This is a genomic window from Methylobacterium sp. Leaf111, assembly GCF_001423285.1.
GTDB lineage: Bacteria > Pseudomonadota > Alphaproteobacteria > Rhizobiales > Beijerinckiaceae > Methylobacterium.
On sequence record NZ_LMNE01000003.1, the window covers coordinates 36,432 to 62,259 of the forward strand.

Genomic DNA, 25,828 nt, shown 5'->3' on the forward strand with positions numbered 1-25,828 from the left:
GAAGCGGCCTTTTCGTTTGCGCCGCGGGACGGTTGATGTGCCGCCCCGTTCGGGCGATGGAGAGCCCTCGGCGCTCCCACCCGCAGGATGAGTTCATGGCAGACGATCTGGACCGCACCTTCGACGTCGATCTGTTCGTCATCGGCGGCGGTTCCGGCGGCGTCCGGGCGGCCCGCATCGCGGCCGGCTACGGCGCCCGGGTCCAGCTCGCCGAGGAGTACCGGGTCGGCGGCACCTGCGTGATCCGCGGCTGCGTGCCGAAGAAGCTCATGGTCTATGCCGGGCGCTTCGCCGACGAATTCGAGGATGCCGCCGGCTTCGGCTGGTCGGTGCCCGAGCCGCGCTTCGACTGGCGCATCCTGAAGGCCCGGCGCGATGCCGAGGTGACGCGCCTGGAGGGCATCTACGACGCCAATCTCGGCCGGGCCGGCGTCACCGTCATCCCCGAACGGGCGGTGATCGAGAATGCGCACACCGTGCGCCTCGTCGGATCGGACCGCCGCGTCACCGCCCGCTTCATCCTCGTCGCGGTCGGGGCCCATCCGGTCAAGGAGCCGCTGATCCCGGGCGCCGAGCTCGCCATCACCTCCAACGAGGTCTTCGAACTGGAAACGCTGCCCGAGCGCATCCTCGTGGTGGGCGGCGGCTACATCGCCGTCGAGTTCGCCGGCGTCTTCGCCCATCTGGGCAGCCGCACCACCCTGCTGCACCGGGGCGACCGGCTCCTGCGGGGCTTCGACGACGAGCTCCGCGACGCCCTCGGCGAAGCCTATGCCAAGCGCATGGACCTGCGCCTCAACCGCACGGTGGAGCGCCTCAACCAGGCCGGGAGCGGCATCCGCGTCACCCTCGACGACGGCAGCACCCTGGAGGTCGATCAGGTCCTGACCGCCACGGGCCGGCGCCCGAACATTGCCGGCCTCGGTCTCGAGGCGGTCGGAATCGCCCCCGATGCCCGCGGCGCGATCCCGGTCGACGCCTTCTCGCAGACCCGCGTGCCGTCGATCTACGCGGTCGGCGACGTCACCGACCGGGCCGCGCTGACCCCGATCGCGATTCGCGAGGGCCACGCCTTCGCCGACACGGTGTTCGGCGACAAGCCGTGGTGCGTCGACCACGGCCTCATCCCCACGGCCGTCTTCTCGACCCCGGAGATCGGGGTCGTTGGCCACAACGAGGATGTGGCCCGTGACCTCTACGGCATCATCGACGTATACCGCTCGCATTTTCGCCCGATGAAGGCGACCCTGTCCGGCCGCGACGAGCGCGTGCTGATGAAGGTCGTGGTGGACCGCGCCAGCGACCGGGTCGTCGGCGTCCACGTCCTCGGCCACGATGCCGGCGAGATCATCCAGGCCGTGGGCATCGCCGTGACCATGGGCGCCACCAAGGCGGATTTCGACCGCACCATCGCGGTGCATCCCACGGCCGGCGAGGAGCTCGTCACCATGCGCAGCCCCGTGGTGACGAAGCATCCGGTGGGCGTCGGCTAGCGCCCCGGGGCCGAGATCCCCGCGTCCGATCCGCCACCTGGACAGGCTCGAGGATCGACCGCCGGTCAGCCCGGCGGCCACTTGAAGTCGTCGGCCCGGCCGGGCTGGGGCAGGGGGGCGGCGCCCCGCACCAGGGCGCGCTCGACGGTGCCCGAGGGATCGGCGTCGCGGGGGCGTCCGCTGATCAGCGTCCCCCCCGGCGTCACCTCGGCGCGGCCGAGGGGCACCACCGGGCCGGCGAGGGGCTTGACCGGCAGGGCCGGGATGCCGGGCGGCTCCGGCAGGCTCGGGAGCATCGCGGTGATCTGCCGGTCGATGGCGGCGGCATCGTCGAGCTTGGCCGCCTCGCCTTCCAGCGGCGGCTGCGGCGCCACCGCCACGGGGGCGGCGAGCGCCGGCTGGGCCGGCGGCGCACCCGTGCCCATCATCCGCTTCAGCTCGACGTCGGCGAAATGCGCCATCTTGCGCGCGCCCGCCTTGGTGAAGTGGACACCGTCGGCCGTGCGCAGCTTGGCTTCCTGACCTTCCAGGTCGGGCCCCGTCGCGGTGTAGCGGTTGCGGTCGTCGACGAAGCCGGGCCAGATATCGACGTAGGTCTGGCCGGCCTTGGCCACGCGCTCGCGGTAGATGTCGTTGATCGCGGCGATGTCCTTCGTCAGGGATTCGCTGCGCATGGGCGGAGCCCCGACCCAGATCAGCGGGATCTTCGCGTCCGTGAACACCTTGATCAGGGCGTCGACGCGCTCGGCATAGAGGGTGCGCCAGCGGTCGCTCAAGGGATCGAGGGTCTGGTCTCCCTCCCGGATGGGTTGGCGATCGTTCGATCCCATCATGACGAGGGCATAGGTGGTCTTCGGGTTGGCCTTCAGGAACTCCTCGGCGGCCTTCGGCCAGTCGACCACGTCCTTCCGCACGAGGCCGCTATCGGCCTTCGAGCGATCCACCACGCCGATCTCCGTATTGTCCTCGAAGACGTTCGACAGGCCGCCGCCGAGGTGGCCGGCCAGGGTATCGCCGAAGACCGCGATCCGCGTCGTCGGCTCGGCCTTGGGCGCGACCGGCTTCGGCTGGGCCACGACCGGGGCCGGGCGGGGACGGCGCCGGACGGCGCGCCCGTCATCGTGGCTTGAGCGCCCGTCATCGGCATAGCCCCGATTGCGCGGCGGCGCCGGGCGGGCGCTCGGCACGGGGGCGGCCTGGGGCGGGGCGGGGCGATCCTCCCAGGGCCAGTAGAACTGGCGCGGCGCCTCCTGGGGCGGAGGCGCGTAGCGCCGGTTCGCCTGGCGGGCGGCGTAGCCGTCGTCGTCCCGGTAATAGTCCCGGGCCCGGCGGCGGGGGGATTGGTAGTCGCCGCCCCGGGGCGCGTCGTAGGAATCGCCCCATTGCGCACAGGCCGGCCCGGCGCCGGCGAGGAGCAGGGACAGACCGGAGAGGAAACACCAGGCCGCGCGCGATGCCGGCAAGGTCATGGGACGCCTCGATCAATCGGACCGGAGGACCGGTCGGGTGGCCGACACCTTAGAGGAGGATGCCGCCGAGGTCTAAGGGCGTCCCCGCAGGTGTTCCAGCAACCGCGGCGTCGCGTAGCCGTCCGCCGGCAGGCCCTCGGCGATCTGGTACTGCCGCACCGCCTCCCGCAGCTTTGGTCCGGCGCGCCCGTCCGCCTCGCCCGCGTAGAGGCCGCGCTCCGTGAGGCCCGCCTGGAGGGCTTGCAGCCCCGCCTTGTCGAGGCGGGCGTCGCGGACCGGCCAGGGCGCGGCGAGGACCGGCCCGCCGGCCAGTCGGTCGGCGAGATGCCCCACCGCCAACGCGTAGGAATCCGAGGTGTTGTAGGCGCGGACCACCTCGAAATTGTCGGTGATCAGGAAGACCGGCCCCCCGAGGCCGCCCGGCAGGAACAGGCTGGCGGTGCCCCCATCCGGCAGGGCCTGACCGTCGGTGCGTCGAACCCCGCGCCGGGCGAAGTCCGCGAGCCCGCCGCGGTAGCGGGCGAGATCGAACCCCGGCGGCAGGGTGACCGCGTAGCCCCAGGAGAAGGCCGGGTTCCAGCCCAGGGTCTTGAGGTAGGCGGCGATGGAGGCCAGGGCGTCCGCTTCCGATCCCCAGATGTCGCGGTGCCCGTCGCCGTCGAAATCCACCGCGTGGACCAGGAAGCTGGACGGCAGGAACTGCACCTGCCCCATGGCCCCGGCCCAGGAACCCTTCATGTGCTCCGGCGTGACGTCGCCCCGCTCCAGGATGGTGAGGGCGGCCAGGAGTTCATCGCGGAACAGCGTGCCGCGGAACCGCGCCTCCGCCAGGGTCGCGAGAGCCCGGATCGTCGGGACGCTGCCGCCGCTTGCGCCGAAATCCGACTCGACGCCCCAGAACGCCAGCACGATCCAAAGCGGCACGCCGTAGCGCGCCTCGATCCGCGCGAGGACGGACGCGAGCCGCTTGGCGTGGGCCTGCCCCCGGGCGATCCGGCCGGGCGAGACTGCGCCGACAAGGTAGTCCCAGACCGGACGCCCGAACTCGCCCTGCTTGCGCGTGCGGGCGAGGATGTCGGGATCGGGTCCGGACATCCCCGCGAAGGCCGCCGAGAAGGTCCGGGCCGAGACGCCCCGCGCCTCGGCCTCCGGTCGCAGCGCGGCGATGAAGGCGGCGAAGCGGGACTGTGCTTCCGCCGTCGTTGCGGGCGGTACAGGCTGACCGCCCGCCGCCAGCACCGTTCCGGCCCCGAGCATGCCCGCAAGGGCGAGCGGCGCCCAGCCCCTCACAGACGGTTGCGCCGGGTCAGGGTCTCTTCCCAGGCGAAAGCCTGGGCGACGATCCGGTCGAGGTCGTCGTTCTGCGGCGTCCAGCCGAGATCGCGGATCCGCTGGGCCTCGGCGACGATCTGGGCCGGATCGCCGGGACGGCGCGGCGAGAGCCGGACCTCGAAGTCGCGCCCCGAGACCCGCTTGACCACGTCGATCACCTCGAGGACCGAGTAGCCGCGACCGTAGCCGCAGTTCAGGGTCAGGCTTTCGCCGCCGGACCGCAGGTGGTTCAGGGCGACGCGATGGGCCTCGGCGAGGTCGGAAACTTGGATGTAATCCCGCAGGCACGAACCGTCCCGCGTCGGGTAATCGGTGCCGAAGACCTCGAGATGTGTCCGCTGCCCGAGGGCGGCCTGGGTCGCGACCTTGATGAGGTGGGTGGCGTTGGGCGTCGATTGCCCCGTGCGGCCGCGCGGGTCGGCTCCGGCCACGTTGAAGTAGCGCAGGATGACGTAGGAGAAGCCGTGGGCCTTGGCCGCATCGGCGATCATCCACTCGCTCATCAGCTTGGAGCGTCCGTACGGATTGATCGGCGACGGCCGCAGATCCTCCGGCACCGGCACGACCTCAGGCTCGCCGTAGACCGCAGCCGTCGAGGAGAAGATCACGTGCTTGACCCCGCAGCGAACCGCCGTTTCGATCAAGGCCCGGGTCTTGACGGTATTGGCCAAGTAATACTGCAGGGGATCCGCGACCGAATCCGGCACGACGATGCGCGCGGCGAAGTGCGCGATGGCGTCGATACGATGCTGGAGGATGACTTCCGTAAGGAGCGACTGGTCGGCGACATCGCCGATGACGAGCTTCACCTCAGGTGGAAGCGCCCAGTCGAACCCGGTTGAAAGGTCGTCGAGGACCACAACCTCCTCGTGCCCGGCGTCGAGCAGTGCCAGCACCATGTGGCTGCCGATATAGCCCGCACCGCCCGTCACAAGAACCGCCATGACACCTTCTCCCCAAACGTTTCACTGACGATATATCGGAAAACGAGCTTGTCGGTTATGCCCGTTACGTCGATGGCTCTATCGCCTTCCCTGGGCGGAGGCTGTACCGAGGCAACGTCAATCCACTCGGGGTCTTCCTCACCTCCCCTCGCTACCGGGTCTCGCTTGATGAAACCGATTCGCAAAGCCGTCCTGCCCGTCGCCGGCTTGGGCACCCGCTTCCTTCCGGCCACCAAGGCCGTTCCGAAGGAGATGCTCACCGTCGTCGACCGGCCGGTCGTTCAGCACGTCGTCGACGAGGCCCGCGAAGCGGGGATCGAGCACTTCATCTTCGTCACGGGACGCGGCAAGGCGGTCATCGAAGACCACTTCGACGTTGCCTTCGAGCTCGACCGCATGCTGCAGGAGCGGGGCAAGACCGAGGCCTACGAGGCCCTGAAGCGCGACCTCCCGGCCGCGGGCCAGACCAGCTTCACGCGCCAGCAATCGCCGCTCGGCCTCGGGCACGCCGTCTGGTGCGCCCGCGAGATCGTCGGCGACGAGCCCTTCGCGGTGCTGCTGCCCGACATGCTGAGCCGCGGCTGCATGCAGCAGATGCTCTCCGCCTACGAGCGCCACGGCGGCAACGTCATCGCGGTCGAGGAGGTGAAGCCCGAGGAGACGCACCAGTACGGCATCGTCGGCGTCGGCCAGACCTTCGGCCAGACCTTCGAGATCAACGGCATGGTGGAGAAGCCGAAGGCCGGCACCGCGCCCTCGAACTTCATCATCTCCGGCCGCTACATCCTCCAGCCCGAGATCTTCGACATCCTGTCGGCAGGGGAGACGGGCGCCGGTGGCGAGATCCAGCTCACCGACGCCATGATCAAGCTCGCCAAGGACCAGGCCTTCTTCGGCATGCACTACCAGGGCCGGACCTACGATACCGGCTCGAAGCTCGGATTCCTCACTGCGAACATCGCCTACGCCCTCGAGCGCAAGGACCTCTCGGAGGCCCTCAAGGCCGAGATCGCGCAGCTTCTGAGCGAGCACTGAGATCGCGCCCCGGCGCGGCCTGCTCGGTGCCTCAGGGAACGCCGAGCCCAAGCTCCAGAAAACGGGTTGAACGACGTGCAAAGGCCTTGATTTTTGTGCGTCGCACTTTAGATTGTGCGTTGCGGGACCGCGATGGCGTCGCGGTTCGGCAGCCCTTCTTGGGCGTTTCCTCCCTAGACTTCGGGCCGCTCTTCGGAGCGGCCTTTTTTTGTACCCGCTCCGGACGGTGCAGACGGACGCCCCAGGCACGACGCGCCTAGGGCTCCGCGCGCGACCCGGGGTTCGGGCGCGCGATCACGCGCGCACGCATGCCTGTGAAAGGGGTGGAAGGATTTGCACGCGATCCGGCATTCGGGATCGCGGAGCGAGGGCTCGGCCTCAGGCCGCAGGATATCGGTGGAGGCGCCTCTGGGAGGCGCGCGGGCCGGCCGCGCCTAGGGCTGCGGTCGGCTCGCGGGACGACGGACGCGACGGCGCCGGCGGGTCGGTTCAGTTCAGGTAGGTCCGGATCCAGTTCGGCGACAGCACCTCGCCATCCTCCGTGATGATCCAGGGCTGCTTGGCCGGATCGGACAGGGCGCCGGCGGCAGCCTCGATGGCCTCACGCAGGGTCCGGTAGCGCGCGGGCTGAGCGAGGGGAGCCGGAACCGGAGCGGTACGCCAGATCGTCAGATCGGCGGGACGTTCCAGGGCTTGGGTTTCCATGTGTGTGTTCCTTTGATCGTGAGGGTCGTTCCCCGCGATGCCGGCTGCCCGGCGAAAGGTCTGTACGACCTCGAACCTGAACATTTGCTGCGGGACGTCTATCCGGGTGAATGGAAGCATCTCTAAGGCGGCTTTGAGGTCATTTCAGACAGGGATGAAATGCTCATCCGCACCTGAACGCTCTCTCCCTCATACAAAGCGCGCCGTTGCTGATCAGCGCGCAGAATATGGCTGCTTTTGGACGCCCTCTCGTTCTGTTTGTCGCCTCGGCTGACAATGTCGCGCCGTTGTTTATCTTTCGCCACAACCGGTTTCGGTGTGCTGACGCACCCTGGCCCGTCACGGTACCGAGCCAGTTGAAGGCCATTGCGTCACCGCCCAGTTAATGGCGATGCGACGCGATGCGGTTTTCGCAGCATGGTGAAGAGGATGACACATGCCCGATCGGTCTCCCCCGCGGCCGGCGGATCGCTTCCTGCGCTGGGCCGCGGCTGCAGCCCTCGGCCTGCTCGCGCTCTTCGTGGCGCAGCCCTACCTGACCGGCTTCCTGTTTTCGGCGGACACCGCGCGGGCGATCACCGCCCGCGGCGATCTGGCGCCCGCCGAGACGGCGACGGTGGAGCTTTTCGCCCGAGCCAGCCCGTCCGTGGTTCATGTCTTCGTGCAGGCCGCGGCCCAGGGGCGGGCCCTGATGGGGGTCGACAACGAGGGCGGTGAGCCGGGCGGGGGCTCGCAGACCGGGACCGGTTTCATCTGGGATGCGGCCGGGCACATCGTCACCAACAACCACGTGGTCGCGGCGGCTGCGCAGGGTGGGGGTGCCATCGCGGTCCGCCTGTCCTCCGGCGAGGTCGTGTCGGCGAGCCTGGTCGGCGCCGCCCCGAGCTACGATCTCGCCGTCATTCGCCTGGGGCGCACCACCGCGGCCCTGCAGCCCCTGGCCATCGGCACTTCGGCCGACCTCAAGGTCGGCCAGTCGGTCTTCGCCATCGGCAACCCGTTCGGCCTCGATCACACCCTGACCACCGGCGTGATCAGCGCCCTGCAGCGTCGCCTGCCCACCAGCGCGGGACGCGAGCTTTCCGGCGTCATCCAGACCGATGCGGCGATCAACCCGGGCAATTCCGGCGGTCCGCTCCTCGACTCCGCCGGGCGCCTCATCGGCGTGAACACCGCCATCTTCTCGCCCTCCGGGGCGAGCGCCGGCATCGGCTTTGCCATCCCGGTCGATGTCGTGAACCGGGTCGTGCCCGAGCTCATCCGCAACGGACGGACGCGCAATCCCGGCATCGGCATCATCGCGGGGCAGGAGGCGACCGCGGCCCGCCTCGGAATCGACGGGGTGGTGGTCCTGCGCGTGCTGCGCGGCTCTCCGGCCGCCGCGGCCGGTCTGCAGGGCGTCGACGCGCAGACGGGCGAGATCGGCGACATCATCGTGGGGGCCGGCAACCGGCCGGTCCACCGCCTCGCCGATCTCACCGCCGCCATGGAGGCGGCCGGTCTCGGCGCCTCGGTCGACCTGATCGTGGAGCGGGACGGGCGCACGCGCCGGGTCCGCGTCACCACCACGGACGTGGCGGAGAGCCGGCTCTGAGGCCGGGCCCTCGTCACGCCGCGCAGCGCTCGCTAAAGCGACCCATCGCCCAGTGAAAGTGACCCATGGTCAGCCACCGCCCCTCCTGCGCCGTCCTGCTCTGGCTGGCCGGTGTCCTCGCCGCCGGTGCCGCCGAGCGCACAAAGCCCCATCTCTGCCCGGAGAATGCCCCCGAGGGCGTCCGCCTGCCGCCCCAGCCCGGCTGCGCCGCGGCGGGCCCGAAGCCGGCAGCGCCAGACAGCCAGGGGTCCCGTGACGTCGGCGGGGTGAAGCTGCGCGTCGGCGGCCGGATCGGTGCCGAGTACGGGTCCGCCCGGTGACGTTCCTTGCCGGAGCGGTCGCGCTCCTTCTCCTGTGGTGGTTCGGGCGGAACCTGAAGATCCGCCATCCGGCCCTGACGGCGCGCGTCCTGCGGCAGGTGGGGGGCTACGCCGCCCTCGCGCTGGCGGCCCTCTTCCTGGTGCGGGGCCGGCTCGAGTTCGCCATCCTGCTCGGGGGCGGTGCCATCTGGCTGCTGGAGGGGTCGGCGGGCTTGAACCGCCGGGTCCGGGGCCTTGCCGCCCGCTACGATCCGCGCCGGCTCTCGGGGGCCACCATCCGCTTCGATGCAGCGGGGGAGGGGATCGCCCTGGCAGGTCCCTATGCCGGCCAACCCCTGTCGGCGATTCCGCTGCCCGCCCTCGTCGCCCTGTTCGGACGCGATGCCGACACCGCCCGTCGGCTAGAGGCGTATCTCGACCGCCGGCATCCCGGTTGGCGTGTAGACGCTCAGGGCAATCCCGACCCGGGGCCGCGCCGCGCGGCGTATCCAGGGGCGATGACGGAGCAGGAGGCCTATGAGATCCTGGGGCTTGAGCGCGGGGCGTCCCTGGAGCAGGTCCGCGCGGCTCACCGGACGCTGATGAAGCGGCTGCACCCCGACCAAGGAGGCACGGCCGAGCAGGCGGCCCGCGTCAACGCGGCCCGTGACAGGCTTAACAACCGACATCGCTGATACTCCACGCGCGTTGTCAGACAGGGAATGTCGAGAGTACGGACGTCCGGCGATACGAACCGGGCGCCCGTGTCCTGAGCCGGAACGCCCGAAGGGGCGCCGGTCCCTTGCGAACCCGTCAGCGCGAACTCAGCTGCGGGTGGCGAAGCAATTGAAGCCGTTGCGCTTCAGCGCGTTGCAGGCATCCTGTGCGCTGTCCTGCTCGGCGAAGCCCGAGAACCGGGCGCGGAACAGGGTCGCGCCGCCATGCTCGACCTTCACCGTATAGGGCGAAGCCTTCGAGAGCGCGCCGCCGGCCCGGCTGCGGGCCTCGGACAGCATGGATTTCGCCTTGTCCTCGTCGTCCATGGCGCCGAGCTGGATGACCCAGGCCGTGGGGGTGATCCGCGCGCCGGAAACCGGTTTCGCCGCCTCGGCGCGAGGACCGTCGATGGACGCCAAGCGGGCATCGCTCTTGCCGCCGGCCGGGAAGGCGGCCTGGCCGCCCGCCGGCGCATAGGCCTGCGCCGAGGCCGGTAGCGCGCCGGAGCGCCACTTCATGCCGGCGCTGCCGGGCGTCGTGGTGGCGGTGCGGGCGGGGCTGATATCGAGAGGCTGGCCAGCGCGCAGGGTCGACGCCGTGGTCTCAACATCCTCGTCGTCGGCGGAAGCCACCTGCGTCCGGGTGCGCGAGGCGCCGTCGGCGACCACGGCCGGGCGGGCGCGCTCCGCGACCTCGATGGTCGAGGGAGCCTGGCGGGCACCGGCATAGGCGCGGGGCAGGGACTGGCGGACGAGGTCGGCCATGATCCGGTCGCGACTGGCGCCGGATTTGCCGCCCAGCACGATCGCCACGATCTGACGGTCGTCGAGCTTGGCCGCCGTCATCAGGTTGAAGCCAGAATCGCGGGTGTAGCCGGTCTTGATCCCGTCCACGCCCTGGACATTGCCGAGGAGGCGGTTGTGATTGCCGATGACCCGGCCGCGGAAGGCGAACGAGCGGGTCTGGAAGTACTTGTAATAGCGCGGGAAGCGATCCTGGATCGCCCGAGCGAGGATCGTGAGATCGCGCGCCGTGGTGATCTGGTCGGCATCCGGCAGACCGGAGGCATTGGCGTAGTGGGTGCGGCTCATGCCGAGGGCCTTGGCCTTCTGCGTCATCATCTCGGCGAAGCGGGGTTCCGAGCCGGCGATGTTCTCGCCGATGGCACAGGCCACATCGTTGGCCGACTTCGTCACGATCGCCTTGATCGCGTCCTCGACCTCGATGGTGGAACCAGGCCGCAGGCCGAGCTTCGAGGGGGCCTGGGAGGCCGCGAAGGACGAGATGGTGAGCGGCGACTCGAGGGTGTAGCGTCCGCGCTCCAGCTGTTCGAACAGCATGTAGAGCGTCATCACCTTGGTGATGGAGGCCGGGTGGCGCAGCGAATCCTCGTTGATCGCGTGCAGCGTCTTGCCGGTCTTCACGTCCACCACCATGGCGGCGTAGGGCGGATTGTAGCCGCCACCGCCGCCACCGCGGTGATGATGGCCACGTCGCGCCTCGGCCGGGGAGGCGAGGGCGGCCAGGACGGCGGCTGCGGCGATCGCGGCCGAGAGGGCAGGCACCCGGCCGACGCGGGGAGTATGGCTACGCATCACGACTCACTGCCTCGACATGCACGACCCGCGGGCCGGCTTGCACCGCAACATCTCGGCGGGGGTGCGGCCGTGCCGCCGTAACCCCGCAACATCTGTCAATCAGGCTAGGTGGACGCAGTTACGGCCCGGTTAATGCAGCGAGACCAATTCGCCGGATCCGACTGCCATATTGCGGTGCAATATATCGCTTGACGTTTTATGTTGCATCGCACACAAAAGGCCCCGGCCGGTCTCGGCCTCGCGGGCAATGGCCCGACACATCAGGGTAAGCCCCGCGGGGGCGGAAGGATCGTCAGATGACGCAGATGTACGAGAAGGCCGCCGAGATGAACAAGGCCGGCCTCGCCACTGTGATGAAGAGCGTCTCCTCGCTCGCCAAGACCCATCAGACCGCCAGCATCGAGATGGCCGATTTCGCCAAGGAGTCCTACAGCGCCGGGGCCGCGGCGATGAAGAAGCTCGCCACCGCGCGCACGCTCCAGTCCGCCCTGGAGATCCAGGCCGAGTACCTCAAGGCGTCCTACGAGCGCCTCCAGAACCAGGCCAAGGTGATGACCGACCTGTACCAGGGCCTCGCCCAGGAGGTCGGCGCGCCGCTCCAGACCAAGGCGCCGTTCGACCTCAAGATTTTCTTCGATCCGAAGACCTTGTTCGATCCGAAGACGTTCTTCAATCCGAAGGCCTTCGATCTCAAGGCTTTCCCAAAGCTTCCCGGCTTCTCCACGGCCGACCAGAAGGCAGCCTGACACACGGCTTTCCCGCGTCGGGCGAACGGTCCCGCCGCGAGCCCAGACGTTTTGCCAGTCCGGCCCCGTGCGATCGATCGCACGGGGCCATTTTCGTGTTCGGGACCGGGCGATCGCGGAGCACCGTCCGGGCGGTTCGGAACGCCGGTTCGCGGCCGTCTCGGACAAGTGCGCGCAGCCGACTGGCGAAGCAGCCGATGGCCCTATAGATTACCAGCGATGCGAGCGCGCCTCGCCGGCGCGACCCGCGGATGAAGCAGCCACCGAGCAGCATGCCGCACCAAGGGGTCGATGCGATTCAGATGACCGACGTCCTGATACGGGGCAGCGAATCCTCACGCGCGGACGGCCCCGAGACCTTCACGTTCCAGCGTCGCGTCACCGATGTGCGGGCGACGGACGAGCCACGCGAACCGGGTGGTACGGATGACGGCCGGTCCGGAACCGCCATCATCACCCGCACCAAGCCGAAGACCAAGCGACCGAGCCTCTACCGGGTTCTCTTGCTGAACGACGACTACACTCCTCAGGAGTTCGTCGTCCACGTCGTCGAGAAATTCTTCAATAAGTCGCAGGAAGTCGCGTTTCAAATCATGATGCACGTACACCACAACGGTGTCGGCGAGTGCGGGATCTTCACGTACGAAGTTGCGGAGACCAAGGTGACGCAGGTCATGGACTTCGCCCGCAAACACCAACATCCTCTCCAGTGCGTTATGGAAAAGAAATAGGCACCCCACACAGAGGCCACGCTTTGCCCAGCTTCTCTCGCAGCCTAGAACAAGCTCTCCACCGCGCCCTGGCGCTCGCCGGCGAGCGCCGGCACGAATATGCGACGCTGGAGCATCTCCTGCTCGCCCTCGTGGACGATCAGGACGCGGCCGCGGTCATGCGGGCCTGCAACGTCGAGGTCGACACCCTCAAGCGCAGCCTTGTCGAGTACGTCGACACCGAGTTGTCGAACCTCATCGGGGACGGCCGCCAGGATGCCAAGCCGACGGCCGGCTTCCAGCGCGTGATCCAGCGTGCTGTGATCCACGTGCAGTCCTCCGGGCGCGAGGAGGTCACCGGCGCGAACGTGCTGGTGGCGATCTTCGCCGAGCGCGAGAGCCATGCCGCGTACTTCCTGCAGGAGCAGGACATGACGCGCTACGACGCGGTCAACTACATCAGCCACGGCATCGCCAAGCGCCCGGGCGCCTCCGAGGCCAAGCCCGTGCGCGGCGCGGACGAGGAATCCGCTTCCGAGCGTCCGAGCGGCGACGAGGGCGAGGGCCGCGCGAAGAAGAAGGGCGATGCCCTCGAGGCCTACTGCGTCAACCTGAACAAGAAGGCCCGCGACGGGCGGATCGACCCGCTGATCGGCCGCGAGGCGGAGGTGCAGCGCACGATCCAGATCCTGTGCCGCCGCCAGAAGAACAACCCGCTCCTCGTGGGCGAGCCCGGCGTCGGCAAGACCGCCATCGCCGAGGGCCTGGCGCGAAAGATCATCAACAAGGAGGTGCCCGAGGTCCTCATTGAGGCCACGGTCTTCTCCCTCGACATGGGCACCCTGCTGGCGGGCACCCGCTACCGGGGCGATTTCGAGGAGCGCCTGAAGCAGGTGATGAAGGAGATCGAGGCGCACCCGAACGCGGTGCTCTTCATCGACGAGATCCACACGGTGATCGGCGCCGGGGCGACCTCCGGCGGGGCGATGGACGCCTCGAACCTCCTGAAGCCCGCCCTGGCCAACGGCTCCCTGCGCTGCATCGGCTCGACCACCTACAAGGAGTACCGCCAGTACTTCGAGAAGGACCGCGCCCTGGTGCGCCGCTTCCAGAAGATCGACGTCAACGAGCCGTCGATCCCCGACGCGATCGAGATCGTGAAGGGTCTGAAGCCGTATTTCGAGGAGTTCCACAAGCTCAAGTACACCACCGAGGCCGTGAAGGCCGCAGTCGAGCTGTCGGCGCGCTACATCAACGACCGCAAGCTGCCGGACAAGGCGATCGACGTCATCGACGAGACCGGCGCCTCGCAGATGCTGGTGCCGGAGGCGCGCCGCAAGCGCACCATCGGCGTCAAGGAGATCGAGGCGACCATCGCCACGATGGCCCGCATCCCGCCGAAGACCGTCTCGAAGGACGACGCGGTGGTTCTCAAGAACCTCACGGAGAACCTCAAGCGCGTGGTCTACGGCCAGCCCAACGCCATCGACGCGCTGACCTCGGCGATCAAGCTGGCCCGTGCCGGCCTGCGCGATCCCGACAAGCCGATCGGCTCCTACCTGTTCGCGGGACCGACCGGCGTCGGCAAGACCGAGGCAGCCAAGCAGCTCGCCGCGTCCCTCGGCGTCGAGATGCTGCGCTTCGACATGTCGGAGTACATGGAGCGGCACACGGTCAGCCGCCTCATCGGCGCGCCTCCCGGCTATGTCGGGTTCGACCAGGGCGGCCTGCTCACCGACGGCATCGATCAGCATCCGCATTGTGTGCTGCTGCTCGACGAGATCGAGAAGGCGCATCCGGACCTGTTCAACATCCTGTTGCAGGTCATGGACCACGGCAAGCTCACCGACCACAACGGCAAGCAGGTCGATTTCCGCAACGTGATCATCATCATGACCACGAATGCGGGCGCCTCCGACCTCGCGCGCTCGGCCTACGGTTTCACCCAGGCCAAGCGCACGGGCGACGATGTCGAGGCGATCAACAAGCTGTTCGCGCCGGAATTCCGCAATCGTCTCGACGCGATCATCTCCTTCGGGCACCTGCCGAAGGATGTGGTGGCGAAGGTGGTCGACAAGTTCGTCCTCCAGCTCGAGGCCCAGCTCGCCGACCGCAACGTCACCATCGAGCTCTCCGACGAGGCGCGGGAGTGGCTGACCGAGAACGGCTACGACGACGCGATGGGCGCCCGTCCGATGGCCCGACTCATCCAGTCGACCATCAAGACCCCGCTGGCCGACGAGGTGCTGTTCGGGCGCCTGAAGGACGGCGGCGCGGTGCAGGTCGTCCTGCGCAAGGGCGAGGGCGCGGAGAAGGACGGGCTCGCCTTCGAGTTTCCGGCCGGTCCGGTCACGCCGAAGCCCGAGAAGGACGTGGCCAACGCAGCCAAGAAGCACAAGCGCACCAAGGCCAAGGCCTCGGCGCGCAAGACGAACGACAAGCGCGACGACAAGGGCGGCCCGAGCGGCGGCTCCGGCGTCCGCACCGTTCCGAAGGTGCCGCTGGTCAAGGCCTGAAAGGTCGGGGCCTGAGATCCGCCAAGTCTGTTGGCTCGGCTAACAAGCCCAGTCGAAGCGGCCCCTCCCCGACGGGAGGGGCCGTTCTTTCACGTCCTCAGGGCGGCGGAAAACCGCATCCGGCGGTCGACACGCGGGCGCCGGATGGTTAGCAAGCGCGGGAATGGCGAGCGGGCACTGCGAGAGACTGGCCGGATACGCTTCCCCATCGCTGAGATCGGTTGAGGAGGGGCGTCCCCGATGAACGACTTGCATGAGGGTCCCCTCACGCCCATCGCGACCAAGCAGGCCCCCTCACCGAAACTCACGGCTCGGGAGCAACGCCGGCTGCGGCGCCGGCGCCGGCGCCGCGGCGAAGAGATCCTAGGCTGGATCCTGGTTCCGCTGATCGTCTTCGGGATCTACTGGGGCGTGACCGCGAGCCTCGATTTCCTTGGGACTTCGCCGGGCCAGCTCTGGGACCAGCTGATGCAGGTCAAGGCGATGATGGAGAAGCGAAGCTGATACGGACGCCGGTCGATCGAACCGGCGCCGGTATCCTCTTGACCTGCGCGGCGCTCGTGCGAAGCACCGACGCCGGCTTCCCGAGGGAATCGCCGGCATCGAGCTCGGGCGATCAGCTCCGCCGCAGGGCGTGGATCGAGAACAGCCGGCCGGGATCGGTCCAGACCGCCTCGGCGCGCCAGCCGGCCTCGGCCGCCAGGGCCCGGAAGCGCTCGACCGTATACTTGTAGCTGTTCTCGGTGTGGATCGTCTCACCCTCGGCGAAGGCGATGTCGCGGTCCGCGATGCGGATGGTCTGCGCCTTCAGACTGACGAGGTGCATCTCGATGCGGGAGGCCTCGGGGTTGAAGAAGGCGCGGTGGGCGAAGGCGTCGAGATCGACCTCGGCACCGAGTTCGCTGCGCATCCGCACGAGCAGGTTTCGGTTGAAGGCCGCGGTCACGCCGGCCGCATCGTCATAAGCGGCATCCAGCACCGCCTTCTCCTTCACGAGGTCGACGCCGATGATCAGGGTGGCGCCGGCCCCGAGCACTCGCCCGAAATGCGCGAGCAGCCGGGTCGCCTGCGGCGGCTCGAAATTGCCGATGGTGGAGCCGGGGAAGAACCCGGCCACGGGGCCGTCCGACAGGCCGGCCGGCAGGGTGAAGGCGCGGGTGAAATCGGCCGCCACGGGGGTGATCGTCAGGTTCGGGAAGTCCCGGGCCAGGGCCTCGGCCTCACTCCGGAGAAAGCTCTCCGAGACATCGACCGGAACGTATGCGGCGAGATCCGGCCGGTGCACCATCAGGCGCCGGACCTTCACGGTCGAGCCGCTGCCGAGCTCGACGAGGTTCGCCCGGGCCGGGAGGGTCGCGGCGATGGCCGCCCCCTGGGCGTCGAGGATGCCGAGCTCCGTGCGGGTCGGATAATATTCCGGCTGCCGGGTGATGGCCTCGAACAGATCAGAGCCCGCCGCGTCGTAGAAATACTTCGCCGACAGGAATTTCTGGGGTGCCGAGAGACCAGCCAGGACATCGTCCAGGAACTGACGCTCGGCATCGATGGCCGCGATCGGGGTCGCGTCCGTGAAGACGGGGTTGATGGTCAAGGAACGTCTCCGGTTACGCGACGATTCAGGGACGGGTCTTGGATCAGGACCGGGCGTCCGACAGGCGCAGGCCCGTGAACTGCCAGCGCTGATGGGGATAGAAGAAGTTGCGGTAGCCGACCCGCGCATGGCCCTGCGGGGTCGCCACCGAGGAGCCGCGCAGGACGAACTGGTTCGACATGAACTTGCCGTTGTACTCGCCGAGCGCGCCGTCCACCGGGCGGTAGCCCGGGTAGGCGGTGTAGGCGCTGCGGGTCCATTGCCAGACCAGCCCGAAGGCGTCGGGCAGCAGGTCCTCACGGGCCGCCACCTCCCAATCGAACTCAGTGGGCAGGTCACGCCCGGCCCAGCGGGCATAGGCATCGGCCTCGTAGTAGCTGATATGGGTGACGGGCAGGTCGGGATCGACCGGCCGAATGCCGGCGAGCGTCATGCTCGCCCACCCGCCCTCGGCGTCGCGCCAGTAGCCCGGCGCCTCCCACCCTTCGGCCTGGGCGGCGATCCAGCCATCCGAGAGCCAGAGCTCCGGCCGCGCGTAGCCGCCATCGGCCATGAAGTCGCGCCACTGCCCGTTGGTGACCAGGGCCCGGTCGATGGTGCCGCCCTGGATCAGCGCATCGTGGCGCGGCGACTCGTTGTCGAAGGAGAAGCCCTCACCGGCATGACCGATGGGCACGATGCCCCGGCGCAGCTCCGCCCGCCCCCCTGCGCTCTGGGGCCGGGGAAAGCGCCAATCCGTGTCGTAGGCCGGTCCGAGGGGATTCTGGGCGAAGGCGTGCAGGATGTCGGTGACCAGCAATTCCTGGTGCTGCTGCTCGTGATAGAGCCCGATCTCGAGAACCGGAAGCACCGCCTCGAGGGCGCTGGCGGACGCCTGACTCAGGAGGGCGTCGACCGAGCGGTCGACATGCGCCCGGTAGGCGGCGACCTCGTCCGCCGTCGGGCGGGTGATCAGCCCGCGCATGATCCGCGGCTGACGGGGGCCGGCAGCGACGTAGTACGAGTTGAACAGGTAGTGCAGCCGCTCGTCGTAGATGGCGTAGCCCGGCAGGTGCTCGCGCAACAGGAACTGCTCGAAGAACCATGTCGTGTGCGCGCGATGCCACTTCGTCGGGCTGGCATCCGCCATCGACTGGACCTGCTGGTCCTCGGGTGAAAGCGGTGCCGCCCGGCGCTCGGTCTCGTCGCGGACATGGTGGAAGGCCGCGATCCAGGCCGCGCGATCCACCGGCGTCGCCGAGAGGGGCGGGGGCGGGAAGGCCGATCGAACGGCCTCGGCCGCAGAGGTCTCGCGAAACGCTGCCGTCGCTGCCATGGCGGCCACTCCCATATCCGAACCCGCAAACCTGAACGTGAGAGGGGAGATATGGCCGCGGCGGCATTCGGCAACGGAGGCCGAGCGGGGTCCTTCGTCGCGGCCACGCTCGCACCGCCAGATCGATCGCCTTTTTCCGGCCACGGTGACCTCCCCTTAACCCTCCGGAGCCGACACTTCGCCGTTCACGCGGGACAGTCGGGCCGGACTCGGATGCGGATCGATCTCATGGCAGGAGCGACCACGGCGGCCGTGGCACGGAGCGTGGCGCCGGCGCCCACCATCCTGGTGTTCGACTCCGGGCTGGGCGGGCTGACGGTGCTGGAGCAGGTCCGGCGCGCCCGACCGGATGCCGCCTACGTCTACGCCGCCGACGATGCCGCCTTCCCGTATGGCCGCCTGTCCGAGCCGGTGCTGGTCGAGCGGGTGCTCAGCGTCATGGAGCGCCTGATCGGCCTGCACGCGCCGGACCTCGTGGTGGTGGCCTGCAACACCGCCTCGACCCTGGTGCTGCCCGCCCTGCGCCAGCGCTTCGCCACCCCCTTCGTCGGCGTCGTACCGCCGATCAAGCCGGCCGCGGAGGCGACTCGCTCGCGGGTGGTCAGCCTCCTGGCGACCCCCGGCACCGTGGCGCGCGCCTACACCCACGAACTCGTCGAGACCTACGCGAATGCTTGCGCCGTCACCCTGGTGGGCGCCCCGAATCTCGCTGGTTTCGCGGAAGCGGAGCTGGCCGGCCAGCCCGTGGACGACGCGGCCCTGGCCCGCGAGATCGCACCCTGCTTCGTCACCCTGGAGGACGGCCGGCGCACCGACGTGGTCTGCCTCGCCTGCACCCACTACCCCCTGCTCCTCGCCCGGTTCCAGGCCCTCGCCCCCTGGCCCGTGACCTGGATCGACCCGGCCCCGGCCATCGCCCGGCGGGTGACGCAGCTGATCGGGCCGAGCCCCCGCGCCCTGGGCCGGGATGATGCGCCGGTGCTCGGGGCCTTCACGAGCGGCGCCGGCCTCACGGCGCCCCTGCGCCGCTCCCTCGAATCGCGCGGGATCGGACGCGTGGCGGTGGAGGCGATGCCGCTCGGCCTGCAATAGGCGATCGGCAGCCGGCTCGGCATTGACGACGGCGGCCTCGTGCTCTAACGAGACGCCGGTAACGGGGCTCCGACGAGGGGCCCCGATGCTTTTCAAGCGCACCCGTGGGCGGCCATGTCCGTCCTGTCGCTCCGCTCCAGGCTCCCGGGCCCGGCGGAGAGAGGAGGGCGCGTTCCTCGATAGATCTCCATTGCGAGAGGAACCGCGATGTCAAAACGCATTCAGGCGAAGCACAAGCTCGATCGCCGCATGGGCCAGAACATCTGGGGCCGCCCGAAGAGCCCCGTTAATCGCCGCGAGTACGGCCCCGGCCAGCACGGCCAGCGCCGCAAGGGCAAGATGTCCGACTTCGGCACGCAGCTGCGCGCCAAGCAGAAGCTCAAGGGCTACTACGCCAACATCACCGAGAAGCAGTTCCGCCGCTACTACGCCGAGGCGATCCGCCTGCGCGGCGATTCCGGCGAGAACCTGATCGGCCTGCTCGAGCGCCGCCTCGACGCCGTCGTGTACCGCGCGAAGTTCGTTCCGACCCCGTTCGCGGCGCGTCAGTTCGTCAACCACGGCCACGTCAAGGTCAACGGCCAGCGCGTCAACATCGCCAGCTACCTCGTGAAGCCGGGCGACCTGATCGAGGTCAAGGATTCCTCGAAGCAGCTCGAGATCGTCGTCGTGGCCGCGCAGCTCGCCGAGCGCGACGTGCCGGACTACATCGAGGTGGATCACTCCAAGATGACGGCCCGGGTCACGCGCGTGCCGAACCTCGGCGAGGTTCCCTACCCGGTCCAGATGGAACCGAACCTCGTGATCGAGTTCTACTCGCGCTGATCCCACCGGATCATCGCCGAAGATGCGAAAGGGCCGCCCGCGAGGGCGGCCTTTTCTTGTTGCGGCCACGGCTTCAGCGCAACGGCCGCCCCGTCTCAGCGGGGGAGGTCGCTACCCGGGGACGCGCGATTACGCGACTGCAGGGCACGGGACGCATCCCGGGCGCTCGGCGGAAGTCCGGTGTCGGCGGCAGATCCCGGCGCGTCGCCCGGCGCACCCGGCACGAAGCCGCGTCCGTCCCGCCCACCCGTCTCGAAGCCGTACCCCGCATTCACGCCGGCATAGAAGCCGGTGAAGTCCTCGGCCGCGGCCGGCACAGGCGCCGCCAGGCCGGCCAGGCCGGCCAGGCCGATCAGCGCGAGGAGGGTGGTCCGCATTCCGATCTCCGGAGGCAAGGTCGTGTCTCGAAAGGTCATGTCTCAAAACGCGAAACGGCGGCCCGGAAGGGGCCGCCGCTTCAGTCATGCCGTGAAAGGTGGCCGCAGCGCGGCCAGCCCGGGTCGATCAATCGTCGACGTTGATGCTCTGGGCCTCGCGGCCCTTCTGACCCTCGACGACGCCGAGGACGACCTGCTGGCCTTCGGCCAGGGAGTCGAGGCCGGCGCGGGAGAGGGCCGAACGGTGCACGAACACGTCCTTGCCGCCGTCGTTGACGGAGACGAAGCCGAAGCCCTTGGCCGGGTCGTACCACTTCACCGTGCCGGTCATCTCGGTGGACGGGCCGCTGGCGAAGCGTCCGCCGCCACGGTCGCCACCGCGGTCGCCGTAACCACCGCCGCCACCGCCGCCGTAACCGCCGGCACCGCCACCGCCGAAGCGGTCGCCGCCACCGAAGCCGCCGCTGCGGGGCGGACGCGCGTCGCGCATGGGCGCGGCCTCGGCCGTGGAGGTATCCACGCTGGTGACGTCGGTCACCTGCGGACCCTTCTGGCCCTGGGCGGTGTGAACCGTCAGGCGCGTGCCGGGGAGGAGGTCGGCATGGCCGGCAGCTTCGACGGCGCGGATGTGGAGGAAGGCATCGCCCGAACCGTCAGCCAGCTCGACGAACCCGAAGCCTTTCTCCTTGTTGAACCACTTGACCGTCGCATCGCGCTCCGGTCCAGAGGGTGCCGCAGCGGCGCGCGACGGACCACGGTCGAAACCGCCGCCACCGCCGAAACCACCACCGTAGCCACCGCCGCTCGGAGGAGCCTGATCCGGCCAACGCGGCTCGGCTCCACCCTCATCGAAGCCGCGCTTCTGCGGCCCCCGAAAATCACGACCACGTCCCATAGAAAGCTCGCAAAAACCGTCCGCCGACCATCAGTTTCGATAACCGCGTGCGCGCCATCCCAGACAGCCCACGCTCCGCTCTATCATTACTCCCAGCAGCGGTGACCAAGAATAACGCCTTAGTCCTGACTGAAAGCCGCCTTGATCGCAAGATGCTTCTGCCCCGGTTGGCGAGAGTTCCGTAACTTTCCTGCGGCAAAATGCGTAGCTTTTTAGCGCACCCCGGCGGCGGGGGCGGCCCGCGCCCGACGCCGAGGCCTGTCTCGCGCCCGACGATCGAATCGATTTGCGGGTCGATGTTAGCAAAGCGCAAAGTCCCGGACGGTAGGGTGCCCGCGGGGCATGTCCGCCCCGAGCCGCCGGGCCCGACGCCGCATCCATGATCGCCACCCCGAGTTTTCCGGACCTCTCGGCACTGGTGGTCGACGAGAGTCTCTACATCCGCCGCATCGTGCGCGACATGCTCATGCGGGTCGGGATCAAGCGCGTGCTCGAGGCGCCGGACGGGGCCGAAGCCCTGGGCGTCTTGGCCGAGAGCAAGCCGGACCTCACCATCATCGACTGGGACCTGGCGATCCTCTCGGGCGAGGAGTTCATCCGCCTGGCGCGCACGCCCACCACCTCGCCGTCGCCCACCGTGCCGATCATCCTGATGCTGGCCCAGCCCCGCCGCAACGTGGTCGATCGGGCGATCTCCCTGGGGGTCAACGAGATCATCGCCAAGCCGTTCTCGCCCAAGACCCTGTGGTCGCGCCTCGACGAGGTGATCAACCGGCCGCGCCCGTTCTCGCAGGTCAAGAGCCTCCTCCGGCCCGTGCCGCGCATGGCCGCGGCCGGCAAGCTCGGGTGAAGCCCGCTCGGAGCAGGCCCGGCCGGCTCCGTTCGAGCCGCCGAAATCATCCCGGATCCGATCGTGTTCGCGATCGAGGCTTTGCAGTTTGCCGGGGAGACCTGTAGCGTCTTGAGCGACTGTTGGTCCGGCTGTCCGCCTGGGACCATGATCGAGGATTTCGGCTCAGCCGATGAGGGACGAGAGCGCCGCGACCATGCCGGCCCGCCCGAGCGGCGGGACAACGCCGCTGGCGGCACCGGTGGCGCGCGCCGATGCGCCGGGTCCGGCCGGCCGTCCGAGCCGGCGCAGCGCCTATGCCGCCCTCGACCTCGGCACGAACAATTGCCGCCTCCTCGTGGCCGAACCGGCCTCGCACGGCTTCCGGGTGATCGATGCCTTCTCGCGGATCGTCCGTCTCGGGGAGGGGCTCGGCAACTCGGACCGGCTCAGCGAGGCCGCGATCGAGCGGACCATCGAAGCCCTCCGGGTCTGCAAGGCCAAGATGCAGGCCCGCGGCGTGGTGCGGGCCAAGATCATCGCCACCGAGGCCTGCCGCCTCGCGGTGAACGGGGCCGAGTTCGTCGAGCGCGTGCGCAACGAGGTCGGGCTCGACCTCGAGATCGTCGACCGGCAGACGGAGGCCTACCTCGCGGTGACGGGCTGCGCCGCCCTGGCGGACCCCTATTCCGAGTCGGTGGTCATCTTCGACATCGGCGGCGGCTCCACCGAGATCGCCTGGCTCGACGGTGCGGCGACGAACCCCTCGGCCGATCCGACGCTGCGCATCCGCGCCTGGGACTCCCTGCCCGTGGGCGTCGTGACCCTGGCCGAGCGCCACGGCGGTTCCGACGTCACCCGCCTGACCTTCGAGGGCATGGTGGAGGAGGTGGCCGACCTCCTGGCGCGCTTCGCCATCCGGGCCGCGCCCGCCGCGAATGCCCGGCACTTCCACCTGCTCGGCACCTCCGGTACGGTGACGACGCTGGCGGCGATGCACCTGCGTCTCGCCCGCTACGAGCGCCGGCGGGTCGACGGTCTCTGGATGAGCGACGCCGACGTGGGCGAGGCCATCGACGACCTCCTCGACACCCGGCTCGAACAGCGCGCGGACAATCCCTGCATCGGGCGCGACCGGGCCGACCTGGTTCTGGCGGGCTGCGCCATCCTGGAGGCGATCCGCCGGGCGTTTCCCTCCGACCGCCTGCGCATCGCCGACCGCGGCCTGCGCGAGGGTCTCTTGATGAACATGATGCGTGAGGACGGCGTCTGGCGCCGTGGGAGCTACCGGTGAGTGACAGGCGTGGTGCCGGCGCGGGTCTGCGCGGCGAACTCAAGCAGCGGGTGAAGACGGGGCGGGGCCGCACCGCCTCCCAGAAGCGCTGGCTGGAGCGCCAGCTCAACGATCCCTACGTGGCCCGGGCCAAGCGCGAGGGCTACCGCTCGCGCGCGGCCTTCAAGCTCATCGAGATCGACGAGCGCTTCAAGCTCCTGAAGCCCGGCCAGCGCATCGTCGATCTCGGCGCGGCCCCCGGCGGCTGGTCGCAGGTGGCGGCCAAGATCGTGGGGACCAGCGGCAAGATCGTCGGCATCGACCTCCTCGAGATCGAGCCGATGGTCGGGGTCGACTTCATCACCCTCGACTTCCTCGCCCCCGAGGCGCCAACGCTGCTCACCGACCTCCTCGGGGGTCCGGCCGACCTCGTGCTCTCGGACATGGCCGCCAACACCACCGGCCACAAGCAGACCGACCACCTGCGGATCATCGGCCTGGCCGAGACGGCGGCCGAATTCGCCCGCGAGATCCTGGCACCCGGCGGATCCTATCTCGCCAAGGTGTTCCAGGGCGGCACGGAAGGGACGCTGCTCGCCGACCTGAAACGCGACTTCGCCAGCGTGCGCCACGTCAAGCCGAATGCCAGCCGGGCCGATTCGAGCGAACTCTACGTGCTGGCGACGGGCTATCGCGGGCCGACCGGGGCCGCCGTCGAACCGCGGGATCCCTGAGCCGAGCTCCTCCCGGGCAGGGGAAGCTCCCAGGTTAGGGGAAGCGTGACCATAATGCACTGCGTGCAACGCAGCGTGAAGGCTGACGCAGACCTCTCTATTTCCGACGACTTTCTGTTCAAGATCCGTTGCGACGTTTTTGAAGTAAAATTTAGATTTATGCACTATAGTTTACGGATCTCGCGTGCCAAAGTAGAAATATAGTCCCGGATAGCAATCTTGCGCGCTGCAACATGAATGGTGCAGGACAGCATCTCCGCGAGATCGCTGCGAGCCATTTGAATGTCCGAGACGTTTCACCCTCAGTCCGGTGCCGAGACGGAAAAACTGTTCCACCGCCGCAAGTTCCTGGAGTTCCTGTCGGCCAGCCCGGTGGTGGCGCCCGGGATGGTGAGCGCGCTCGCCGGCCTGTCGGCCCTCGGCACCGACGCCGCCATGGCCCAGAGCTACGACGTCTTGCGGCAGTCCCCCGGCAATGTCGGCGAGATCATCGATTCGCCGAGCCAGGCCCTCAACGTCTTCGATTTCGAGCCCGCCGCGAAGAAGGCCCTGCCCCCGGCCCATTACGGCTACCTCGCCAGCGGCGTCGACAGCGACGAGACCCTGAAGGCGAATCGCGCGGGCTTCGAGAAGATCCGCATCCGTGCCCGCCGCCTCATCGACGTGCGCAAGATCGACACCACGGTGAAGATCTTCGGCGAGACCTGGGCAAGCCCGATCGTGCTCGCCCCGGTGAGCAGCCAGGCCGCCTTCCACCCCGAGGCCGAGTCGGCCGTGGCGCGCGGCGCCAAGGTCAAGGGTCACCAGATGATCCTGTCGACCGTGGGCAGCACGTCGATCGAGGACGTGATCAAGGAGCGCGGCGCGCCGGTCTGGTACATGCTCTATCCGACCGACGACTGGGCCGTGACCGAAGCCCTGGTGAGGCGGGCCGAGAAGGCCGGCGCCCCCGCCATCGTCCTCACCGTGGACCGCCAGGGCGGCCGCAACACCGAGACGCTGTTCCGGGAACGCCGCCTCGACACCCGCACCTGCTCGGATTGCCATACGCCCGGCTTCAAGAACGAGGTCAGCCGCAAGCCGATGTTCGACGACATCGACGTCTCGAAGGTGACGAACCTCTACGGCACCGGCATGACCTGGGACTACGTGAAGCGCTTGCGCGGCATCGTGAAGGGCAAGCTCGTCCTCAAGGGTATCGTCACCCACGAGGACGCCAGGAAGGCCCTCGATTACGGCGTCGACGCCCTGATCGTGTCGAACCATGGCGGCCGTGCCGAGGAGAGCCTCGAGGCGACGATCGATGCGCTGCCGGAGGTCGTCCAGGCGGTCAACGGCCGGGTGCCCGTACTCATCGACGGCGGCTTCCGCCGCGGCACGGACGTGATCAAGGCCCTGGCCCTCGGCGCCAACGCGGTCTGCATCGGGCGTCCCTACGTCTGGGGTCTGGCCGCCTTCGGCGAGCCCGGCGTCACGGCGGTGCTGGCGATCATGCAGCGCGAGTTCGAGACGATCATGCGCCAGGTCGGCGCGACGAAGCTCGCCGAGATCACGCCTGCCAGCGTCAGCCGCGCCTGAGATCATCGACACGGCGGCGAGACCCGTGCGCCGCCCCCTCCGGATCGCTTCTCGGGCAGAACCGCCCGGGGAGCGATCCGCGTTCCGGGGCTCGGCCGGCGAACCGGCGGGACAGGTCGGGTAAGACTACGGCACCCATCGCGGTGCCCCGTTCGGCCCCC

Annotated in this window: 24 protein-coding genes; 15 read left to right on the top strand and 9 right to left on the bottom strand. The window is 69.1% G+C overall.

Features of this window, described 5'->3' with window-relative positions:
• Positions 1-95 precede the first annotated feature (95 nt).
• The gene (gor, locus tag ASF41_RS05255) at positions 96-1,493 is read left to right on the top strand and encodes a glutathione-disulfide reductase (protein WP_056491447.1); all 1,398 of its coding nucleotides are present in this window, start codon (positions 96-98) and stop codon (positions 1,491-1,493) included.
• A 65-nt stretch (positions 1,494-1,558) separates the two neighbouring features.
• Here gor and ASF41_RS05260 read toward each other — a convergent pair whose 3' ends face one another.
• From ASF41_RS05260 to galE, 3 genes are all read right to left on the bottom strand, one after another.
• Positions 1,559-2,962 carry an SGNH family hydrolase gene (locus ASF41_RS05260; protein ID WP_056491449.1) on the bottom strand — a complete coding sequence of 468 codons (1,404 nt, stop codon included), beginning with the start codon at positions 2,960-2,962 and terminating at the stop codon, positions 1,559-1,561.
• 72 nt (positions 2,963-3,034) lie between these two features.
• Positions 3,035-4,219 carry a lytic murein transglycosylase gene (locus ASF41_RS05265; protein ID WP_082504062.1) on the bottom strand — a complete coding sequence of 395 codons (1,185 nt, stop codon included), beginning with the start codon at positions 4,217-4,219 and terminating at the stop codon, positions 3,035-3,037.
• 29 nt (positions 4,220-4,248) lie between these two features.
• Positions 4,249-5,238, bottom strand: coding sequence for a UDP-glucose 4-epimerase GalE (galE, locus tag ASF41_RS05270; RefSeq protein ID WP_056378701.1), 990 nt, complete (start codon positions 5,236-5,238; stop codon positions 4,249-4,251).
• A 168-nt stretch (positions 5,239-5,406) separates the two neighbouring features.
• Here galE and galU point away from each other — a divergent pair, with 168 nt between their 5' ends.
• Complete coding sequence (gene galU / locus ASF41_RS05275; RefSeq protein WP_056272316.1) at positions 5,407-6,273, top strand: UTP--glucose-1-phosphate uridylyltransferase GalU; 867 nt, start codon at positions 5,407-5,409, stop codon at positions 6,271-6,273.
• A 489-nt stretch (positions 6,274-6,762) separates the two neighbouring features.
• Here the strand turns inward: galU and ASF41_RS05280 are convergent, their stop codons facing one another.
• Positions 6,763-6,978 (bottom strand): hypothetical protein, encoded by a 216-nt coding sequence (locus ASF41_RS05280; RefSeq protein WP_055953370.1) that lies wholly within the window; start codon positions 6,976-6,978, stop codon positions 6,763-6,765.
• A 436-nt stretch (positions 6,979-7,414) separates the two neighbouring features.
• On the opposite strand from ASF41_RS05280, the gene ASF41_RS05285 reads away from it, so the two are divergent.
• The 3 genes from ASF41_RS05285 (at position 7,415) to ASF41_RS05295 (ending at position 9,566) form a co-directional block, all read left to right on the top strand.
• On the top strand, positions 7,415-8,572 hold the full coding sequence (locus tag ASF41_RS05285) for a S1C family serine protease (protein WP_056491451.1): 1,158 nt from the start codon (positions 7,415-7,417) through the stop codon (positions 8,570-8,572).
• A 65-nt stretch (positions 8,573-8,637) separates the two neighbouring features.
• Positions 8,638-8,892: a hypothetical protein gene (locus ASF41_RS05290; protein ID WP_056491453.1), complete on the top strand. Its 255-nt coding sequence runs from the start codon at positions 8,638-8,640 to the stop codon at positions 8,890-8,892.
• Positions 8,889-9,566, top strand: a complete 678-nt coding sequence (locus ASF41_RS05295) for a DnaJ domain-containing protein (protein ID WP_056212815.1) — start codon at positions 8,889-8,891, stop codon at positions 9,564-9,566. The genes ASF41_RS05290 and ASF41_RS05295 overlap by 4 nt, the downstream gene beginning before the upstream one ends.
• A 129-nt stretch (positions 9,567-9,695) precedes the next feature.
• Here the strand turns inward: ASF41_RS05295 and ASF41_RS05300 are convergent, their stop codons facing one another.
• The gene (locus ASF41_RS05300; protein ID WP_056491455.1) at positions 9,696-11,183 is read right to left on the bottom strand and encodes a D-alanyl-D-alanine carboxypeptidase; all 1,488 of its coding nucleotides are present in this window, start codon (positions 11,181-11,183) and stop codon (positions 9,696-9,698) included.
• A 299-nt stretch (positions 11,184-11,482) separates the two neighbouring features.
• Between ASF41_RS05300 and ASF41_RS05305 the strand changes: the two genes are divergently transcribed.
• The 4 genes from ASF41_RS05305 (at position 11,483) to ASF41_RS05320 (ending at position 15,662) form a co-directional block, all read left to right on the top strand.
• Positions 11,483-11,932: a phasin family protein gene (locus ASF41_RS05305; RefSeq protein WP_082504064.1), complete on the top strand. Its 450-nt coding sequence runs from the start codon at positions 11,483-11,485 to the stop codon at positions 11,930-11,932.
• Positions 11,933-12,234: 302 nt separating this feature from the next.
• Positions 12,235-12,663 carry an ATP-dependent Clp protease adapter ClpS gene (gene clpS / locus ASF41_RS05310; RefSeq protein WP_244479566.1) on the top strand — a complete coding sequence of 143 codons (429 nt, stop codon included), beginning with the start codon at positions 12,235-12,237 and terminating at the stop codon, positions 12,661-12,663.
• 23 nt (positions 12,664-12,686) lie between these two features.
• A complete protein-coding gene (clpA, locus tag ASF41_RS05315; protein ID WP_056212811.1) occupies positions 12,687-15,158 on the top strand; it encodes an ATP-dependent Clp protease ATP-binding subunit ClpA in 2,472 nt (823 codons plus the stop codon).
• Between the two features lie 240 nt (positions 15,159-15,398).
• Positions 15,399-15,662, top strand: coding sequence for a hypothetical protein (locus tag ASF41_RS05320; protein ID WP_056212809.1), 264 nt, complete (start codon positions 15,399-15,401; stop codon positions 15,660-15,662).
• A gap of 112 nt (positions 15,663-15,774) precedes the next feature.
• Here the strand turns inward: ASF41_RS05320 and egtD are convergent, their stop codons facing one another.
• Both egtD and egtB read right to left on the bottom strand, forming a co-directional pair.
• Entirely contained in the window at positions 15,775-16,749 is a 975-nt protein-coding gene (egtD, locus tag ASF41_RS05325) for an L-histidine N(alpha)-methyltransferase (RefSeq protein ID WP_056378713.1), read from the bottom strand.
• 43 nt (positions 16,750-16,792) lie between these two features.
• Positions 16,793-18,064 (bottom strand): ergothioneine biosynthesis protein EgtB, encoded by a 1,272-nt coding sequence (egtB, locus tag ASF41_RS05330; protein ID WP_056491536.1) that lies wholly within the window; start codon positions 18,062-18,064, stop codon positions 16,793-16,795.
• 213 nt (positions 18,065-18,277) lie between these two features.
• Here egtB and murI point away from each other — a divergent pair, with 213 nt between their 5' ends.
• Positions 18,278-19,156 carry a glutamate racemase gene (murI, locus tag ASF41_RS05335; RefSeq protein ID WP_056491457.1) on the top strand — a complete coding sequence of 293 codons (879 nt, stop codon included), beginning with the start codon at positions 18,278-18,280 and terminating at the stop codon, positions 19,154-19,156.
• A gap of 207 nt (positions 19,157-19,363) precedes the next feature.
• Positions 19,364-19,981 carry a 30S ribosomal protein S4 gene (rpsD, locus tag ASF41_RS05340; RefSeq protein WP_055953400.1) on the top strand — a complete coding sequence of 206 codons (618 nt, stop codon included), beginning with the start codon at positions 19,364-19,366 and terminating at the stop codon, positions 19,979-19,981.
• A 95-nt stretch (positions 19,982-20,076) separates the two neighbouring features.
• Here the strand turns inward: rpsD and ASF41_RS05345 are convergent, their stop codons facing one another.
• Together ASF41_RS05345 and ASF41_RS26420 are read right to left on the bottom strand one after the other, a co-directional pair.
• A complete protein-coding gene (locus ASF41_RS05345; protein WP_056491460.1) occupies positions 20,077-20,358 on the bottom strand; it encodes a hypothetical protein in 282 nt (93 codons plus the stop codon).
• A 127-nt stretch (positions 20,359-20,485) separates the two neighbouring features.
• Positions 20,486-21,253, bottom strand: a complete 768-nt coding sequence (locus tag ASF41_RS26420) for a cold-shock protein (protein WP_056272289.1) — start codon at positions 21,251-21,253, stop codon at positions 20,486-20,488.
• Positions 21,254-21,632: 379 nt separating this feature from the next.
• Here ASF41_RS26420 and ASF41_RS05355 point away from each other — a divergent pair, with 379 nt between their 5' ends.
• The 4 genes from ASF41_RS05355 to ASF41_RS05370 all read left to right on the top strand — a co-directional run bounded on the left by ASF41_RS05355 (position 21,633) and on the right by ASF41_RS05370 (position 25,667).
• Entirely contained in the window at positions 21,633-22,103 is a 471-nt protein-coding gene (locus ASF41_RS05355; protein ID WP_056189093.1) for a response regulator, read from the top strand.
• 172 nt (positions 22,104-22,275) lie between these two features.
• A complete protein-coding gene (locus tag ASF41_RS05360) occupies positions 22,276-23,376 on the top strand; it encodes a Ppx/GppA phosphatase family protein (RefSeq protein ID WP_056212799.1) in 1,101 nt (366 codons plus the stop codon).
• Positions 23,373-24,089: an RlmE family RNA methyltransferase gene (locus tag ASF41_RS05365; RefSeq protein ID WP_056212797.1), complete on the top strand. Its 717-nt coding sequence runs from the start codon at positions 23,373-23,375 to the stop codon at positions 24,087-24,089. Before ASF41_RS05360 ends, ASF41_RS05365 begins: the two co-directional genes overlap by 4 nt.
• Positions 24,090-24,371: 282 nt before the next feature.
• On the top strand, positions 24,372-25,667 hold the full coding sequence (locus ASF41_RS05370; RefSeq protein WP_056491462.1) for an alpha-hydroxy acid oxidase: 1,296 nt from the start codon (positions 24,372-24,374) through the stop codon (positions 25,665-25,667).
• Positions 25,668-25,828 lie beyond the last annotated feature (161 nt).

Coding starts and splice junctions, on each gene's coding strand:
- rpsD (WP_055953400.1), top strand. CDS start 19,364: ATGTCAAAACGCATTCAGGCGAAGCACAAGCTCGATCGCCGCATGGGC.
- ASF41_RS05305 (WP_082504064.1), top strand. CDS start 11,483: ATGACGCAGATGTACGAGAAGGCCGCCGAGATGAACAAGGCCGGCCTC.
- ASF41_RS05260 (WP_056491449.1), bottom strand. CDS start 2,962: ATGACCTTGCCGGCATCGCGCGCGGCCTGGTGTTTCCTCTCCGGTCTG.
- ASF41_RS26420 (WP_056272289.1), bottom strand. CDS start 21,253: ATGGGACGTGGTCGTGATTTTCGGGGGCCGCAGAAGCGCGGCTTCGAT.
- clpS (WP_244479566.1), top strand. CDS start 12,235: ATGACCGACGTCCTGATACGGGGCAGCGAATCCTCACGCGCGGACGGC.
- ASF41_RS05355 (WP_056189093.1), top strand. CDS start 21,633: ATGATCGCCACCCCGAGTTTTCCGGACCTCTCGGCACTGGTGGTCGAC.
- ASF41_RS05265 (WP_082504062.1), bottom strand. CDS start 4,219: ATGCTCGGGGCCGGAACGGTGCTGGCGGCGGGCGGTCAGCCTGTACCG.
- ASF41_RS05370 (WP_056491462.1), top strand. CDS start 24,372: ATGTCCGAGACGTTTCACCCTCAGTCCGGTGCCGAGACGGAAAAACTG.
- galU (WP_056272316.1), top strand. CDS start 5,407: ATGAAACCGATTCGCAAAGCCGTCCTGCCCGTCGCCGGCTTGGGCACC.
- ASF41_RS05300 (WP_056491455.1), bottom strand. CDS start 11,183: ATGCGTAGCCATACTCCCCGCGTCGGCCGGGTGCCTGCCCTCTCGGCC.
- ASF41_RS05285 (WP_056491451.1), top strand. CDS start 7,415: ATGCCCGATCGGTCTCCCCCGCGGCCGGCGGATCGCTTCCTGCGCTGG.
- ASF41_RS05360 (WP_056212799.1), top strand. CDS start 22,276: ATGAGGGACGAGAGCGCCGCGACCATGCCGGCCCGCCCGAGCGGCGGG.
- egtB (WP_056491536.1), bottom strand. CDS start 18,064: ATGGCAGCGACGGCAGCGTTTCGCGAGACCTCTGCGGCCGAGGCCGTT.
- gor (WP_056491447.1), top strand. CDS start 96: ATGGCAGACGATCTGGACCGCACCTTCGACGTCGATCTGTTCGTCATC.
- murI (WP_056491457.1), top strand. CDS start 18,278: ATGCGGATCGATCTCATGGCAGGAGCGACCACGGCGGCCGTGGCACGG.
- galE (WP_056378701.1), bottom strand. CDS start 5,238: ATGGCGGTTCTTGTGACGGGCGGTGCGGGCTATATCGGCAGCCACATG.
- ASF41_RS05345 (WP_056491460.1), bottom strand. CDS start 20,358: ATGCGGACCACCCTCCTCGCGCTGATCGGCCTGGCCGGCCTGGCCGGC.
- ASF41_RS05320 (WP_056212809.1), top strand. CDS start 15,399: ATGAACGACTTGCATGAGGGTCCCCTCACGCCCATCGCGACCAAGCAG.
- ASF41_RS05280 (WP_055953370.1), bottom strand. CDS start 6,978: ATGGAAACCCAAGCCCTGGAACGTCCCGCCGATCTGACGATCTGGCGT.
- ASF41_RS05290 (WP_056491453.1), top strand. CDS start 8,638: ATGGTCAGCCACCGCCCCTCCTGCGCCGTCCTGCTCTGGCTGGCCGGT.